This window comes from Desulfitobacterium hafniense DCB-2, assembly GCF_000021925.1.
Classification (GTDB): Bacteria; Bacillota; Desulfitobacteriia; order Desulfitobacteriales; family Desulfitobacteriaceae; genus Desulfitobacterium; species Desulfitobacterium hafniense.
The window spans coordinates 1,339,182-1,355,969 of the sequence record NC_011830.1 but is presented as its reverse complement, the minus strand read 5'-3'; the positions used below and the strand labels follow the sequence as shown (position 1 = coordinate 1,355,969).

The following is a 16,788-nucleotide window of genomic DNA, read 5'->3' as shown; positions in this document are numbered from 1 at the left end:
CTATCTGCGCTTTGTTAAATAAGCAGGAGCGGCACATTCCCAGATTCCTCTGCAGACAATCGAGGCAAACTGCCCGGGCAGCAGCCACCAGGGCCGGTATTTGGATCTTTGTGTATAAATTAGCTTGGCGACAATCTTTCCCGCCTGCTTAGGGCTCATGGCCGGCAGTTTTTGATATTCCTTGGTCGGCAGGATCATGGGAGTTCTGACCAAGGGCAGATAGACTGAGGAAGTGGCAATGCCCATCGCATTCAGCTCCGCAGCCGCCGAGCGGAACCAGGTATCAAAGGCCGCTTTTGAGGCCTGATAGGCGGCCCAATGGGGGAGCGGCAGGAGCAGGACATTGATGGTGGATATGTTAATGATCTGTCCCTTATTTTTCTCAAGCAGGGGAATAAGGGAGAGGGCTAATTGCACCGGCGCCAAATAATTGATGGCCATGGTTCTGGTAAAATCATGATAGCGGTCTAAAGAATCCTTAATCCCGCGCTTGATGGATAAACCGGCGTTGTTGACGAACACATCCAAACCAGCGGGCAACTGCTCAATGAAATTCAGCAATTCTTTCACCTGTTCAGGCTCTCTGAGGTCAGCCGGGAAAATGCTTACTGCAGCCTTTTTCTGTTCAATGTTCTGCTTGACCTGGAAGAGCTTGGCCTCTGTTCTGGCCACTAAAATCAAATGACACTCACTATCTGCCAACTGGTAAGCCAGCGCTTCCCCGATGCCGGAACTGGCGCCGGTGATCAGAATTGTCTTGCCCCTAAGCTTGGCCTCCAGCCTGCTTCTGTTGAGCGCCCGAGGGGGGAATAAAACAGCTTCCCATAAACTCTTGGTATGCATAATTACCCCTTTTCCAGGCCTGGGCTATTGAGGAGCGGAAACCAGTTTAACAAGAACGATTTCCGGCCGGCTGCAAAATCGCAAGGGCAAAGTGCTCTCTCCCAAGCCGCCATTAACTATCATATTTGTGGAGCCCGTCGTGAAATGACCATAATCGTATTGAGGAAAAAGCCCTTGACCGGGAGCCACGATGGCCCCGATCAGAGGCAGTCTGACCTGACCGCCATGGGTATGTCCCACCAACACCAACTCAACCCCGGACGCAGCGGCAGGCTTAAAGATATTGGGGGCATGAGCCAATAACAGTTTGGGCTGGGCATCGGCAATGCCATGAAGGGCCTGCTCCAGCTTATCTCTGTGTAAATAGGGATCATCGACCCCCGCTATCCAAAGCTGGGCCTCCCCTTTGGCTAATTTAGCGTTCTTATTGTCTAAAATCTTTACTCCATGCTCTTCTAAGCTGGACTTAATTCTGAAATCGTGCCGCCACTCGTGATTTCCCGGTACAAAGAAAATGGGCTTGGCTGCCAATCCCTGAATCAGAGCTAAGGTGGGCTCCACATCAGGATTATCTTTATCGATAAAATCACCGGTCATCGCCACCATATCAAAGTTCTGGCGATTGATGAGTTCTATAAGCTTATCCTGCCGCTCACCGTACTTTTTGGCATGCAAATCTGTCAAATGAAGAATGGTAAAGCCCTCAAACTCCTGGGGCAAACCATCAATGGCAATCGTATAGTGTTTTACGGCCAGGGAATGGACATTGAAGTACAGGTAAGACAGCAAGCCAATGCCACCGATGATAAATGTTCTGCGGGATAACCCTTTATTCGCTGTTCGCATTTAGACCTTCCCTTCCAATATCCATAACATCACGGCACACGCTTCAGTTTTCCACTCCTTTATTATTTATACCAGCCGCGGATGGCTTCCATACTTCATTACAAAGGATTATCCCCCGTAGAAGCTGGCAATAATCTTAGCCGCCGGAAAAAAAATCGCTTGCCCCAGCAGCGTGCCAATGAGCTTAGCGGCGATCAACAAAATCACCAGGGCTTTCACATCACCGTAAGGCCGGTCTCCTCTTAAGGCTTGATCCGTAATAACAGCGGATTTCGGGTCAATAAATAAGGTCAGCAAAATGGTGGCGAGACCATTAATCATCCCCGAAGAACCTACAGCCGCAATTCTGTACTGTTCAGCAACTAATAGGGCCGAATAGTTCGCGGCAAGAACCCCCACTGTATAAATTCCTGTCACTAAGGAATTTATGATCAGCAACCGCTTGGGGATTTCCCGATATCTAAGCCTTTCCAGCATCGTTTTATTGGGCCGGGTAGCCCTTTTCAGCATACGTTTAACATTGCTTATTTGCAAGGCTTCAATCACTAACAAAGGAACCGATCCGGTTGTCTCCAGCCGTTTCACAGCAACTTCAAAGAGCCGCAGAAAGGTTGGAATCAACAGAATTCCCAACAAGGTTCCTATGGTCGCAGCGAAGATTACCCTGCGGATATCGTCGATAGGGTCAATTCCTGCGGCAAGGCTTTCCCCAATGATCCAGCCGATTAAGGGAGCCTGAAACATATTGGCCGTCCGGGAAACAAGCACAAACAGGTTAAATAAAGAAACCGACAAGGCGAATTGTCCGCTTTTGACTGAGTTGAGCCGGACTGAGTAGGAAAGGGTGTCGATAAGGTGGATAATCAAGGTTAAAATCATCAATTCCAACAAAATAGTTTCCATTAAGCCTTAACCTCCTCCGCACCCTGAAACTTCACTCTGACCTTCGTCCCTTGGGGGCCGGATTGGAGGTCAATCAGAGCATTATGCCGTTCAGCTATACTATAGCATATAGCCATACCGAGGCCGGTCCCATTGAGCTTTGTGGTGAAGAAGGGGGTCCCTACCTTATCTTTTATCTCATTGGGTATGCCTCTCCCTTGATCTTCTACTTCAAGGATAACATTTCCTTGTTGTATATAGGTAGATATGGTGAGCTTGCCTTTGATCGGCATGGCTTCAAGACCATTGCGGACCAGATTCAGGATGAGCTGACACAGCTCCTTTTTATCCAGATATAATTCAGGCAGGGAACCTAAATTAAGCTCGATGCTCTTATCCTCCATCTTGGTATGAACGGACAATATTGGATAGAGATGCTGGATAATGGTGTTTAAATTGATGCGTTTAAAATCGACCACCCTGTCCTGGCTTAAGGATAAGTATTCTGTGATGATTTCATTGGCCCGGTCCAGCTCTTCAATCATCAGCTGGAAAGTCTCTATTTCGTCGGCATACTTGTCTTTTTTAGAAATATACTGCAAATAGCCTCTTACGGTGGTCATGGGATTGCGGATCTCATGGCCGATACCGGCCGCCATCTGACCGATTAGATCAAGACGCTCCAGGCGGGCCATTTCCTTTTCCAAGCACTTCTTCTCCGTAATATCCTGGCTCACCAGCAGGAGGCACATTTCCTTCCCAATCATGATCTTTTCAGCTGAAAAAAGGCACGTTCTTTTTATTCCGGATTTAGTGATCAGCTCGATCTCACGATTCAGTATGGTGCCGTGCTGATTTAAAGTTTCATAGATATGTTCATAATCACTTTGACGAATCAATTCTGAAAGCTCCCCGCTCTGTTTATTAAGCAATTCACTGCGGTCATAGCCTAAAACTTCAATAAAGGTATCGTTGACATCGATGACTCCTTTTCCCTCCATGGATAGTATCATCATCAGCGCGGGGCTTGCTGCAAAGGCAGCCGCTATTAATTGTTCAGAATTCCGGCGGGCGATCTCGGCCTGCTTTCTCTGGATAGCGCTGAATATCACTTCTCCCACTACTTTAATAAGGCGAATATCTTCTTCAGAAAAGGATTGGCCTTGATGGCTGGCTACACCAATAAAGCCGACATTTTCACCAGCTTGGGTTATGGGAATATTAAGGAGCAGCTGTGCTTTAAGAGTTTGCTCTTTTTCTGCATAGTTAAAACCATCTTTTTCACTTAATTTCCTATACCGCCTCGGTACAGCTTCCACTGTCAGTTCCGGAGCTAAAAATGGCGTTATCCCCGGCGGATTCCACTCCATGACTTTTTGATATTTCCTGCCTTCTTCATAAAACTGGTCAACGAAGATACAGTCGACTCTTAAGAACTTGCCGATCTTTTCTAAAGCGCTGGTTATTTCTTCATCAATTTTATCTACCGGACAATTGATAAATCCTGTCGATAGTGTTGTCACAAATCTTTCAAATTCAACGCGATAACTTAAATTATCTTCCACACGCTTCCTGGCTGTTATATCCTGGATTTGTACTATGCTATAAAGAGGAATCCCCATCTCATCCCGTACCAGAGAGACACTGGATAATCCCCATTTTATTTCACCCGTTTTATGCACAAAGCGGTTTTCTAAATGACATGTCGGTATTTCCCCTGAGAGAAGTTTTTGGATCTCCTGGAAACCCAGCCCAATATCTTCTGGATGGACCAGCTTCGAAAATAGCAGTTTAGACAATTCAATCGGGTCATACCCAAAGAACTGGCAAAAATAGGCATTGACTCTTAAAAACTCTCCTTCTAAGGACAATAAGGCCATGCCAATCGCTGCAAAATCAAAGACAATTTCATAATCCTCCGGCAATTTTGTGCACATTGTCGCCTCTCTCCCTCCTTCATAAGAACATTACTTCTAAAATACAACATTTACCATACTTTTGCACTATTTTCCTTATTTTTATTGGTACTTTTTTACCAGTCAGTTGGTCTTTGGACAACAAAAACACCCACAAAGTGCCGCCTTGGCCCTTTATGGGTGTTTTTCTGTTCTGCTGCGCTGAGCATGGTTCAGCCTATTCTTCCGGTAATATAATCTTCGGTCCGCTTATCTTTCGGATTAGAGAATATTTCTGTGGTCTTATCAAATTCGATAAGGTCTCCCATCAGGAAAAAGGCTGTATCATCGGATATCCGGGCGGCCTGTTGCATGGAGTGGGTTACGATGGCGATGGTGTAGTGCTTTTTCAAACTTTCCATCAGTTCTTCGATCTTATAGGTGGCAATAGGGTCCAAAGCGGAGGTCGGCTCATCCATCAAAATGACATCCGGCTGGACTGCCAGACATCTGGCGATACACAAACGCTGCTGCTGCCCTCCGGAGAGGCCGTAAGCATTATCATGAAGCCGGTCTTTTACTTCATCCCATAATGCTGCGTTTCTCAGGCTGGTCTCTGCAATATCCAGCAAAAGTTTCTTATCTTTAATGCCATGAATCCGCGGCCCATAGACCACATTGGCAAAGATGGATTTCGGGAAGGGATTGGGTTTTTGAAAGACCATGCCGACTTTTGTCCGCAATTCCTCCACCCGGACGGATTTATCAAAGATATTCTGCCCTTGATAGATGATTTCTCCGGTGGTTTTAACACTGGGAATATTCTCAATCATTCTGTTCAGGGTTTTAATAAAGGTCGATTTTCCGCACCCGGAAGGACCGATAATCGCGGTGACCTTATTCTTTTTAATCTGCATCTTGATGTTCTTAAGCGCCTGGTCTTCTCCATACCATAGATTCAGCCCCTGAACATCAAAAACAACACTCTCATTCTTACTTCTATCTTTCGTCATGAGGTTCCTCCTGTTTAGAAGCGTTGTTGGAACTTGTTGCGGATGATAACAGCTACAGAGTTCATTAAAAATAGGATGACGAGCAGGACAACAATGGTTGCGGCGGCGAGATTGGCATACTCAGGCTTCAGCACGGCATCCAAAGTCCAATAGTAGATCTGGATGGGTAATACGGTGAAGTCATCCATGACCGAGGTGGGAATTCTCATAATGAGGGTCGGAATTCCCAGCACCACCAAAGGCGCTGTTTCCCCAATGGCTCTGGACATGGCCAGGATCGTACCGGTCAAAATACCGGGAATGGCCACGGGCAGAATAACTTTTCTCACTGTGGTCCATTTGTCCGCCCCCATAGCATAGGAGGCTTCCCGCAAAAAATCCGGCACAGCCCGGATGGCTTCCTGGGCCGCCACCACCACAATAGGGAGCACCAGCAAAGACATGGTCAGGCCTCCGGCCAAAATGCTTGAGCCCAGATTCATCAGTCTCCCGAACACTGTCAGACCTAATAGGCCGAAGATAACGGAAGGCACACTGGCCAGATTGGATATATTGACATTGATCAAATACTGAAGTCTGCCTTTTTGGGCGTATTCCTCCAGATAGATGGCTGTGGAGACACCCAGAATGATGGTCACAGGGATAACGATCAACATCATCAGGATGGTTCCGATGATGGCTCCGTAAATCCCCGCCTTCTCAGGAAATATGGAAAGGTTGCTGGTCAGAAATTGCCCATCCAGCCAGCCCATACTGTCCAGCCCCACCTGATAAAGGAGCACTCCCAAGACAAGGATAGAGAACACTGTGGATAAGGAGAACAGATAGTTTAACGCATTGTTTAACCTTATTCTGTTGCTGATGCGCTGACTGTCGATCATGAATTTCGGGCGGCTTATCATCAATACACCTCCCTGTATTTACGGGAAATATATTGAGCAAGCAGGTTGATCCCTAAAGTGAAAATAAACAGGATCAGGCCTACGGCATAAAGACTGTAATAACCCAAGGTGCCGCTTCCGGCATCCCCGCTGGTAAATTCCACAATATAAGCGGTCATGGTCTGCATGGACTGGGTTATATCGAGGGTGAAATTCTTGGAGCTGCCGCTGGCGATGGTCACAATCATGGTCTCACCGATGGCTCTGGATAGGGCCAGGACGATGGACGCCATAATTCCGGAGATCGCCCCAGGTATGATCACCTTGAAGGCGGTCTCCAGCTTTGTGGCACCTAGACCAAGGGAGCCTTCCCGAATAATCTCCGGCACTGAATTCATAGCATCCTCCGACAAGGAAGCCACCATGGGGATAATCATAATGCCCATGACCAGTCCCGGGCTTAAGGCATTTTTAGCCTGCAGGGAAGGAATGATCTTCATCAGCAGGGGAGTAACAAAAGAATAAGCAAAAAATCCGTACACGATGGTCGGTATGCCTGCCAGGACTTCCATCATGGGCTTAAACACCCTTCTCAACTTGTCCGAAGCAAATTGACTTAAATAAATTGCCGCCGCCAAACCTACCGGCACGGCAACCAGCATGGCGATGAGGGTGGTGATGATCGTACCGCTGATCAGCGGTAAAATTCCGAAAGAAGGGTCTTTTCTTAAGGGTGCTAATTCTGTGCTGAATACTTCTGTCAGGGGAACCGCGCTGAAAAACTTGCTGGCATCCGTAACCAAGATGATGACAATCCCCAGGGTTGTGAGCACGGACAGAGAGGCCATGAGCAAAAAGAAATTGGGCATCACCTTATCGGAGATATGCTTCTTTTGGGCACTATTATTGCGAATTTTATCTCTTACTTGAGTATCCTCCATAATTCACCTCTGGCTCTATTCATTATAAAGCACGGCACTTCCGAATAAAGCACAACACTTCCGGGATGGGAAATCGGAACACTTCCCACCCCAAAATCGTTGTGACGGCTCACTGCTTAAGTGCCTTTAAAGCTGAGGTATACTCCGCATAGGTTGCTTCAGGCAAAGGAGCAAAACCGTTATCGGCAGCGAATTTAGCCGCACCTTCAGGTGATACGACAAATTGGGCAAAATCCAAAACCTGAGGCTTTTCTTTAGCATAATTAAGGTTCAGGTAGGTGTAAACCAACCGGGTAAATCCGGCATAATCAAGATCTTCGCCGATGGTATTCAGGGCCGGCTCCACAGGCCCCTTGCCGAAGTCCACTTTAACCGCCGTTAATTTATCGGTGTTCGTTGCATAGTATCCATATCCGAAGAAGGCAATGGCATTTTTATCCTGGGCAACCAGATCCACCAGGGTGGAATACTCTTGCTGCAGATTTACAGAAGACACCAAATCTTTTTTGTCCAGAATGGTTTCATAGAAAAACTCATAGGTTCCGTGATTTTCATTAGGTCCGTAGAATTTGATTTCTTCTTGAGGCCATTCGGCACGAATATCGGACCAAAGAACGTTGTCATCCCCTTTGACTGCTTTCGAGGTAAACATCTTGACAATTTCATCATCGGTCATTTCTTTTGCCCAGTCGTTGTTCTTGTTGATGACGATGGTCAGTCCGTCATAGGCGAGTTTAATCTCCATGACATTCGCGCCCATCTCCAGCCCTTTGCCCTTCAGTTCTTCCACTTCAGAATCCTTGATGGCTCTTGAAGCATCAGCGAAATCCGTTTCACCGGGGATGAATTTTTTGAAACCGGCACTGGACCCGGCCCGTCCGACCTGTACACTGACACCGGATTGGCTATTCGTCATATAGTCTTCAGCGATATGGGCCATAAGGGGATAAACCGTACCTGAGCCGTCAATAACCACGTTGCCTTTTAGTTTCTCGACTTGAGCCGGCTCGTTATTGCCTGCCGCCGGTTGATTGGTTGGATTGTTGCTCTGCTCGTTGGTTTGGCCACAACCGGCCAGAGAGAAGATCATACCCATTCCTACGATTGCCGCCAGAATTTGCTTTTTAAACATCAATTAATACCCTCCTATTTTCCAATCGTTCTTTTCCTTTGAAGAGCGCTCTTTGGGCTTTTGCTCTCCCACTTCTGCAAAGGAGCATTCATGTATGGAAGCTTTTTTTCTCATTTGCATAGCCCAAGTATAGCAAGCCAATGTTTTTTTGAAGTTAACACTGTGTAAAGTTTAAGTTAAGTTTAAAATTGCTTATTTCAAGGCTTAAAGCTTCTTTTGTTGCTTTTATCATCGTCTATTACCCCCAGATACCAAGAGAATTCAGGAGCAGTTTTCAGCAGATTTGTCTCACAAAAAGCAGGCCCCCGGCCAACACTGGGCCGAGGTTCTGTTGGTGGGAGAAAGCCTCATCCTGGAATCCATAAATCTAAAAGTTTTTAATTATAAGATCAACCAGAACTGAAAATGGGCCCTTTACAGGCCCATTTTCAGTTCTATAGCTTAAACCGGCTTACCAGTACCTGAAGATGCTGGGCGCATTCATCCAGTACCTCCGAGGCGCTGGTAATCATCTGCATGGATGCAGCCTGCTCTTCCATTGATTCTGATACTTTACCGATGCCGGCAGAATTCTCTTCCGTCATCCTGACTGACCTGTTAAGCCTTTCCTCAACCTCCGACCGCATCCTATCCATCTCCAGACTGGATTCATTTAAGTCTTGTACCCGTTCCTCAACCGTTTTGATGGCTTTCGCAATTTCCAGGTACTTATCCTTGGTGATGTTCACACTTTCCACTTGTTCACTATTGATCTTTACTAATTTCTCCATAGTATGAACAGACTGAGTGTTATCCTTCTTCAGGTCATTGACGATGCCCTCAATAATCCTTGTGGATTCCCTGGACTGCTCGGCAAGCTTTCTGATCTCATCCGCCACAACCGCAAATCCTCTGCCATGCTGACCGGCCCTCGCTGCCTCAATGGCCGCGTTTAAAGCCAGCAGATTGGTCTGCTCGGCAATGCTTGTAATCAGCTGGGTCGCCTTCTCAATTTTTTGAGAGCTTTCCTTGGCTTGAATAATGCTGGAATATACCTCATGGTTGGCCGTACTGGATTCGTTGGTAATAGTTGATAAAACTTCAATGATGATCAGCCCTGAATGGATCAGTTGGTTCATGTCATTGGCCGCTTTGGTCATTTCCTCTGAATTCAAGCTGGCTTCCATAATAACCTTGCTCAGTTCGCCGGATTTTGCAGAGCTTTCACGAACGGCCTGAGCCTGTTCCAGGGTTCTTGCGCTTATTTCTGCCGCATTCCTGACGACCTGTTCTACCGCCTGAGAAGACTGCTGAGCATTCAGCTTAAGTTCCTGAGAGGAAGAAGCCACTTCGCCGGCCGATTTTTCCACTTCCTGAATAATACGTTTTAAATTGTCTCTGATCGTGATGATGGCCCGCTCCAGATCCCCTATCTCATCTTTGCGGGTTATTGCCAAGGCATTGATACCCGTGCTTTGCAAGTCGTAGTTGGCCATTTCATGGGTAACTCCGATAACCTCACTGATCCGCTTACTTATGGATTGTGCCAAAATCATAGCTAAAAAAAGCGCCGCCACTATAATAAGCACAACCATGATACCCAGACTTCTTTGCAAATCCCCTATGCTTCCATAGGCTTCCTCCTCTTCGACTTCGATAACCAAACCCGCCAAGTAATCTCCGATCCTGACCAAAGACAGGGTACCGATCACAGGTTTTCCCTGATAATTTTCATAGGTAGTGGTTTGATGGAAAGCCACCTCTTCATTGGTCAGTGGCCCGGCGAGCAGACTTGTCGCTTCGGTTTCGATCGAATCTTTTAGTGGAATATGTACGGCGGCCTGCTCCTTCATGGTATCTGTAAGCAGTAACCCCTCGGCATCGATCAAGTAGGATTCCCCCGTTCTTCCCAGCTTATCGATACCATTCTGAACGATCCCGTTGATCTTTTCCTGATTTAAAATAATATTCAGCACGCCGCCAGGGGTCTTTTCCTGTGTATTACTATAGATAGGCGTGGCCAAAACAATGAGGTTATCATCGATGAAGGCATTCCTGAATATGGGCGACCAGTTCTGTTCTCCCCCCATGGCTTTTTCATTGAAATCCCCGGAGAAGATCACGGGAGCAATATCATTTTGAGGGTATCGATTGCTGAAGACTATCTCACCATACTTATTGGTGATAACGATATCTGTGTAATCATGATCTTCTAAAGGAATGTCGAGGAATTCTTTAAACCTATCCTTAAGTTCTGCCAATTCGAGTTTGGTATAATCGAAACTATTAAGCTTGGCCATTCCTTCACTGATTACTCTGGAGTTCGCCAGAATCCGGGCATCGACTTCTCGGTTATAAAAATACTCCCTCATCCGTTCCTCTGTTAAGGCGGCATACAGTTCATTGGCAGCGCTAACCTGTTCTTTGATTTTGTTGCCGGCATTATTCATAAAGATCAGGCTTAAGAGGATTAGGGGTATGAGCACAGTGAACAGCACCATAAGGATTAGCTTGTTATGGATTTTTAAATTATCCAGTCCGATACTTCCGGTTTTTGACAGTATTCTTTTCATGTTGAACCCCCTACACCTAAACTATCCTAAGAATTTCATTCCGAGTTCGATAATTCAGGGTAAGTGTAGCACCGGATTGTATGAATTTCGTTTCCTCTGTGTAAAGTTTATGTAAACTATCTGATATATTGGAAGTATTGGCCGCGAATTGTTTAGGATTTACATACTTATCAAAAGCAGGCAAAAAAGAGAGCCAATCAGCCCTTTTCAACAGCATACCTATGCAAATGCAAAAAACGCGGGAGTAGTCCAAGCCTCTTGGTTTATTGCGAATAAACAGCCGAAAAGGCTCAATAAAAAATCTCAGTCATGTATGGCCGGCTTTGCCTGAACCTGGCATACATAACTGAGACCGACTATTTATGCTGTTATTGTTTACGCTGCTGATTGTTCAGCGCAATTTAATAAAGCGTCACCCTCTTTATCCCCCGTTTTATGAAATAGTCTTTTACTTCCTGCATCGTTTCATGTTCGGGCGGAAGCAGAGCGGCCAATTCATAATTCCTTCCTGAATTTTTATACTTCTCCGCTCCCAGCCTGTGGTATGGCAAAATGTCAATTTCGTTTAAATTCAGGTTCTTCATTAAGTCGGCAATTCCGCTCAAGGCCTCGGGCTGAGAATTAAATCCCGGAATCAGCGTGTAACGTATAATGATGTTGGCCCCAGCTGAAACCACAGTGGTGAGATTGTCTAAAATCAATTGATTATCTTTTCCTGTGCCCCGAAGATGGGCCTCCGCAGAAATATGTTTAAGGTCAAACAAAAACAAGTCGATCAGCGGCAGCATTTCAATGAGGGTTTGGGTGTCCGTATAACCGCTCGTCTCGACTGCGGTGTGGATATTTTCTGTTTTAAGCAACGTAAGGATTTTCCGGCAAAATGCCCTGTGGGCCAGTGCTTCTCCGCCCGACAAAGTCACTCCGCCGCCGGACATATCATAATACGATTTGTCTTGCAGTATGATTTCCATGATTTTATCAAAATCCGGATTTTCTCCCGATATTTCCAAAGATGTTGTGGAGCACTCCCTTACACAAATTCCGCAGAAATCGCATTTTTGCCGTGTGATGTCCAATTTCCCTTCACGGATTTCGAATACCTGCTGCGGGCATTTGGCGACACATGTCCCACATTTTATACACGTCGCTTCCTTGTGGATCAGTTCCCGGGTAAAGCGTTGCGATTCAGGATTGCTGCACCACCGGCATTGCAGATGGCATCCCTTCAGGAACAGAACCGTTCGAATACCGGGGCCGTCATGCAGGCAATATCTTTGAATATTGAATATTAGATCTTCCATCTTCCATCTTTCCTCAATTCCTTCTAATGACTCGAATGAAGTGTACGGTTAATAATATCTTCCTGCAGGATCGTCTCGATGGTCGTGAACAAGACACTGAAACCCGCTACTCTTACCATAAGCAATGGATATTTTTCAGGATTTTTTTGAGCATCACGCAAAGCATTAACATCAAATACATTGAACTGAACATGCTGTCCTTTATTCATGAAAAAGCTCTTGACAACATCCACCGTTTTTTGAAAATCAGTCTCATTAAAGCTGGATGGACTCAATCTGATATTCAAAAGCGCGCTGCCCAGCGGCTTATACGGATCAATTTTGCGGACGGAATTAAAAAGCGCCGTCAGGCCGTTCTTATCCATGCCGTGCGAGCAGGATACACCGCCGTCCGCTAAAACACTCCCCATCTTCCTGCCGTCCGGAGTCGCGCCTACCTTCGAAGCCCATAGAACATTCGTAGCCAGGGTGTACACGGCTATATTGTAGGTTCCGTTGCGCGGGCTCCTGTACTTCGCAGCTTCGCGGCAGCAATGATACACCACATCCCGGCCCAGCCTATCGACAAAGTCATGGTCATTGCCATATTTGGGAACATGATTGATAATGCGCTGGCGCAGCAGCTCGTCATCTTCATAATTATTTTGCAAAGCGGCTTTCAACTGATTCCAGGTCAGGCTTTTCTCCACATAAATCAATTTCTTGATCGTTGCCAAGGAGTCCGCCACATTGGCCATTCCCACCAGTTGCAAGGTAGTGGTATTGTACCGGGCCCCACCTTCCAGATTGCTTTTTCCGTTCTCCAGGCAGTCAGACAGCAGCATGGACTCGAATGGGGTGGGACAAATTTTGCCGTGAAGTGCATCCAGAATATTATCACACGTCACATGCTGTCTCAAATAGTACGATAATTGTTCATAATAAGCTTTCTGAAATTCCTCAAAGGTTGTAAAACTCTCCACACAGCCGGACTGAAAAGCCTGCTGCGTTTGGCTGACCGGATCAAATCCGTCGAAAATGGTAAGCTCCAATATCTTTAGGATATTCAGAAAACCTCCGGTCAAAAACGGTTCTGTTTTATGTGGCACATTCATTTCCGTGCAGCCGATAATGGCGTAATCCCTGGCCTCTTCTATGGTGTACCCCAGTTGCAGCATGTTGGGGATAATGACTTCGTCATTAAACAGCGCCGGCATGCCTGTGCCGTAAGAGACCACTTCCAGCGCGTGGCGGATAAACTCTTCAGGGCACCCATAAAACCAGCGAACAGAGAGGGAGGGTTGAGGAAGATGGACTTTGGCCGTCGCCTCCAGGCATAAATGAGATAATTCGTTTACCGCACTCTCTCCGTTTGCGTTCTGGCCGCCCACAACGATATTCTGAAACATAGGATAGCCACCAAAAACGACGGAAGAGACCTTATTCCTGATTTTATTCAATTCAAAAAATTTCAGCCAGAGGCAGTGCAGCAGCTCTTCGCAAGCGTCTTTATCCGTTTCCGCCGCATAATAAGGATACATGTATTGATCAAACCGGCCCGGAGATACACTATGACCGTTGGATTCCAGGTGCAGGACCAATTGAACAAACCATAGCGCTTGCAATGCCTGCCAAAAGTTTTGTGCGGGCTGAGCGGGAACTCTCCGGCAATTTTCGGCAATCTGCAGCAGTTCCTCTTTTCTTTGGGGATCGGCGGTTTTTTCAGCCTGCGCCAGGGCCAGTAATGAAAAACGCCCGGCAAACTTGCATACCGCCTGACATACGATTGTTAAAGACTGATAATATGTTTTTTTATCATTATATTCCGGATCGCAAATATCAAGGCCATTCTCCAATTCCTCTATCTCAAGCATGAAACCGGCAAGGCCCTTCTGAATAACCTTTTCATAATTGACCAGCATATGGCCGATTCCCGAACCGAGGCAGGTCAGGAGGAAAATAAGCTGTTGGGACGCCTTCGCGGCTTCTTCAGGAAATAAATTCAAGGCCTGATCCGTTATGGTATTGCCTTTCCACTTCTCATATATCTGCCGCGCAATGGCTTTATTGTCTTCACTGATAGTAAATTTGTCCGCCTGCCGCAGCGCGAACTCATCCATTTCATCCACCAGGAACTTCATGTCGTATTCCGGAAAAACCTGGCAGCCCCGCGGTTTTCCGGCATAGCTGCCGACGATCAGTTCTTTGTCGTTAATACAGATATCCATATTCAGCAAAACTTTTTCCAAAGCTTTCGCCCGGCGGTAAATATAGGAGCTGCCAAAGGTCTCTTCATAGCTCTCCGTTACCAATAAAGCCCTGTCCATAAAAATTTCCGGTACAGTGGCTACTATTTCTTCACGCAAGGCCCTGATCCGCTCAGATACCTGTTCCTGTTTTTTTCCTTTATCCTTCATGAAAACAACATTATACATGGCGAATAACCTCCTTTCATCACGCACACCCACACAGTCCGACATGAAAACAGGGCTGCCGCAAACAACCTGATTTAATCAAATATGGCTTCGCCGGCAGCCCTGTTTCCAGATATAAGTTTGTCAGATGGATTCCTTATTTCTTCTGCGCCAAGGCATAGGCCACATCGATGCAGATATCTTCCTGCCCTTCCGTGCACTGACGTCTGCCGATCTCTTTAATGATATCCCTGGGGTCCACACCGTAGCGGGCTCCGGCTCTCTGCGCGAACAGCAGGAAGCTGGAGTAGCATCCGGCATATCCCAGCATGATCCGGTCATTGTCCACTTCCATAGCCCGCGGCATCAGCGGCCTTAAGTATTGTTCGGCGATATCCATGGTCTTGTACAGATCGATTCCGCAGTCGATCTCCATGCGATCCATAACGGCGGCGAATATTTCTGTGGGGCAATTGCCTGCTCCGGCGCCAAACCCTTTCAGGCAGCAATCAATATATTCGGCGCCTGCTTCAACTGCCGCTTTGGAATTAGCCACAGCCAGCTGCAGATTGTTGTGCCCGTGAAAACCGATGGGAACATCCACCGCTTTTTTCATGGCGGCGATCCTCTCGTAGGTTTGCTCGGGGAGCTGATATCCGCCCCCATCAAGCAGATAAATCACTTCAGCGCCATAGGACTCGGCCATTTGGGTATAGCGCACCGTATCCTTAACCGGGATAATCCCCGCGCAGGGCAGAACGGCTATAGGAATCATACCTAACTGTTTGGCCATCTTGATATGCTGCTCCGCGATATCCACCTCGGTGATCTGGGTGCACATGCGCGCATATTTGGCACCGAACTCCTTAGCCAGATGCAGCTCATGCCGGGTACCCACTCCGGGCAGAATAATAATCGATAGATCGGCGTTTTTAACTACGGGAGCCACAGCCTCCATATACTCCCTGTCCGTAGCCGCCGCAAACCCGTACTGCAGAGCTGAGCCGCCCAGCCCGTTGCCATGTCCGAATTCAATTGCCGCCACCCCGGTACTGTCTATTTGTTCAGCCAGAACAGCCATTTGTTCCGGTGTGAACTGATGGCTTTTGGCATGGCTGCCATCGCGTAGGGTTAGATCAAAGATTTTAACTTTTTTCACGCTTGTTCCCTCCTCTTTGCTGATTCGTACTCGCAGCTAATTTGCACCCGCAGCCAATTTGTGCTTGGCCATTTTCTCAGCCACGGCCAATGCCGCACAGGTTTCCAAGTCCAAATTGCCGCTGTACTGGGGCAAATAATCTCCGGAACCTTCGACCTCGATCATAACGGTTACTTTGTTGCCGTCAAACATCGGCGGGATTTTCAGTTTATAACCGGGAACAAAGGCTTGGACTTCTTTAATTATTTCTTCCACCGATTCTGTGATCTTTTGCTCGATGGCTGGGTCGACCTGGTCGATCAAGGCATAAATCGTATTGTTCATCATCATCGGCGGATCGGCCGGATTGAGCAAAATAATCGCCTTGCCTTTTTGAGCATTGCCAATATCCACAATACCTTTAGCCGTGGTCAGCGTAAACTCATCAATATTCTGCCGGGTCCCGGGTCCGGCGCTTTTACTGGCAATCGTCGCCACAATCTCGGCATAAGCGGTAGGGACCACCCTGCTGATCGCATAAACAATGGGGATCGTGGCCTGCCCGCCGCAAGTGATTAAATTAACGTTCATGGCGTCGATATGCTCCTCCAGATTAACCACGGGCATCACATAGGGCCCCACTGCCGCAGGCGTCAGATCGACTGCGATAATTCCGGCGTCCTTCAGCAAGGGTGCATGCTGTGCATGGGCGTGGGCGGTGGTCGCATCAAAAACGATATCAATATCCTTTCTGTCCAGAATAGCCTGGATCCCTGCAGCGCTCGTCGCAACGCCTTCTTCCCTGGCCAGGCGCAGCCCCTCGGATTCGGCAACAATGCCGGCAACCAGTTTCAGTTCCAAATACTCGGATCTTCTCAGAATTTTATACATCAGATCCGTACCGATATTGCCCGGACCGATAATGGCAGCGTTTAATCTCTGTTTGCCCATAATAATCCACCACTCCTTCT

13 protein-coding genes are annotated in these 16,788 nt (G+C 47.1%); all 13 read right to left on the bottom strand.

Annotation, left to right across the window (positions count from 1 at the left end; genetic code table 11):
• The 13 genes from DHAF_RS06295 to DHAF_RS06235 all read right to left on the bottom strand — a co-directional run bounded on the left by DHAF_RS06295 (position 1) and on the right by DHAF_RS06235 (position 16,768).
• A complete protein-coding gene (locus tag DHAF_RS06295) occupies positions 1-843 on the bottom strand; it encodes an SDR family NAD(P)-dependent oxidoreductase (RefSeq protein WP_015943327.1) in 843 nt (280 codons plus the stop codon).
• A gap of 24 nt (positions 844-867) precedes the next feature.
• Positions 868-1,689 (bottom strand): metallophosphoesterase, encoded by an 822-nt coding sequence (locus DHAF_RS06290; protein ID WP_015943326.1) that lies wholly within the window; start codon positions 1,687-1,689, stop codon positions 868-870.
• A 108-nt stretch (positions 1,690-1,797) separates the two neighbouring features.
• Positions 1,798-2,592: a lipid II flippase Amj family protein gene (locus DHAF_RS06285; RefSeq protein WP_015943325.1), complete on the bottom strand. Its 795-nt coding sequence runs from the start codon at positions 2,590-2,592 to the stop codon at positions 1,798-1,800.
• Complete coding sequence (locus DHAF_RS06280; RefSeq protein ID WP_015943324.1) at positions 2,592-4,508, bottom strand: sensor histidine kinase; 1,917 nt, start codon at positions 4,506-4,508, stop codon at positions 2,592-2,594. Before DHAF_RS06280 ends, DHAF_RS06285 begins: the two co-directional genes overlap by 1 nt.
• A gap of 191 nt (positions 4,509-4,699) precedes the next feature.
• On the bottom strand, positions 4,700-5,479 hold the full coding sequence (gene pstB / locus DHAF_RS06275) for a phosphate ABC transporter ATP-binding protein PstB (RefSeq protein WP_015943323.1): 780 nt from the start codon (positions 5,477-5,479) through the stop codon (positions 4,700-4,702).
• Between the two features lie 14 nt (positions 5,480-5,493).
• Positions 5,494-6,381, bottom strand: coding sequence for a phosphate ABC transporter permease PstA (gene pstA, locus DHAF_RS06270; RefSeq protein WP_015943322.1), 888 nt, complete (start codon positions 6,379-6,381; stop codon positions 5,494-5,496).
• Entirely contained in the window at positions 6,381-7,301 is a 921-nt protein-coding gene (gene pstC / locus DHAF_RS06265; protein ID WP_015943321.1) for a phosphate ABC transporter permease subunit PstC, read from the bottom strand. The genes pstA and pstC overlap by 1 nt, the downstream gene beginning before the upstream one ends.
• A gap of 109 nt (positions 7,302-7,410) precedes the next feature.
• Positions 7,411-8,433 (bottom strand): PstS family phosphate ABC transporter substrate-binding protein, encoded by a 1,023-nt coding sequence (locus DHAF_RS06260; protein ID WP_015943320.1) that lies wholly within the window; start codon positions 8,431-8,433, stop codon positions 7,411-7,413.
• 434 nt (positions 8,434-8,867) lie between these two features.
• Positions 8,868-10,985, bottom strand: coding sequence for a methyl-accepting chemotaxis protein (locus DHAF_RS06255; protein WP_015943319.1), 2,118 nt, complete (start codon positions 10,983-10,985; stop codon positions 8,868-8,870).
• A 401-nt stretch (positions 10,986-11,386) separates the two neighbouring features.
• The gene (locus DHAF_RS06250; RefSeq protein WP_015943318.1) at positions 11,387-12,286 is read right to left on the bottom strand and encodes a glycyl-radical enzyme activating protein; all 900 of its coding nucleotides are present in this window, start codon (positions 12,284-12,286) and stop codon (positions 11,387-11,389) included.
• Positions 12,287-12,309: 23 nt separating this feature from the next.
• On the bottom strand, positions 12,310-14,700 hold the full coding sequence (locus DHAF_RS06245; protein WP_015943317.1) for a glycyl radical protein: 2,391 nt from the start codon (positions 14,698-14,700) through the stop codon (positions 12,310-12,312).
• A gap of 136 nt (positions 14,701-14,836) precedes the next feature.
• Positions 14,837-15,838, bottom strand: a complete 1,002-nt coding sequence (dmpG, locus tag DHAF_RS06240) for a 4-hydroxy-2-oxovalerate aldolase (RefSeq protein ID WP_015943316.1) — start codon at positions 15,836-15,838, stop codon at positions 14,837-14,839.
• A 36-nt stretch (positions 15,839-15,874) separates the two neighbouring features.
• Positions 15,875-16,768, bottom strand: a complete 894-nt coding sequence (locus tag DHAF_RS06235) for an acetaldehyde dehydrogenase (acetylating) (RefSeq protein WP_015943315.1) — start codon at positions 16,766-16,768, stop codon at positions 15,875-15,877.
• Positions 16,769-16,788: the final 20 nt, after the last annotated feature.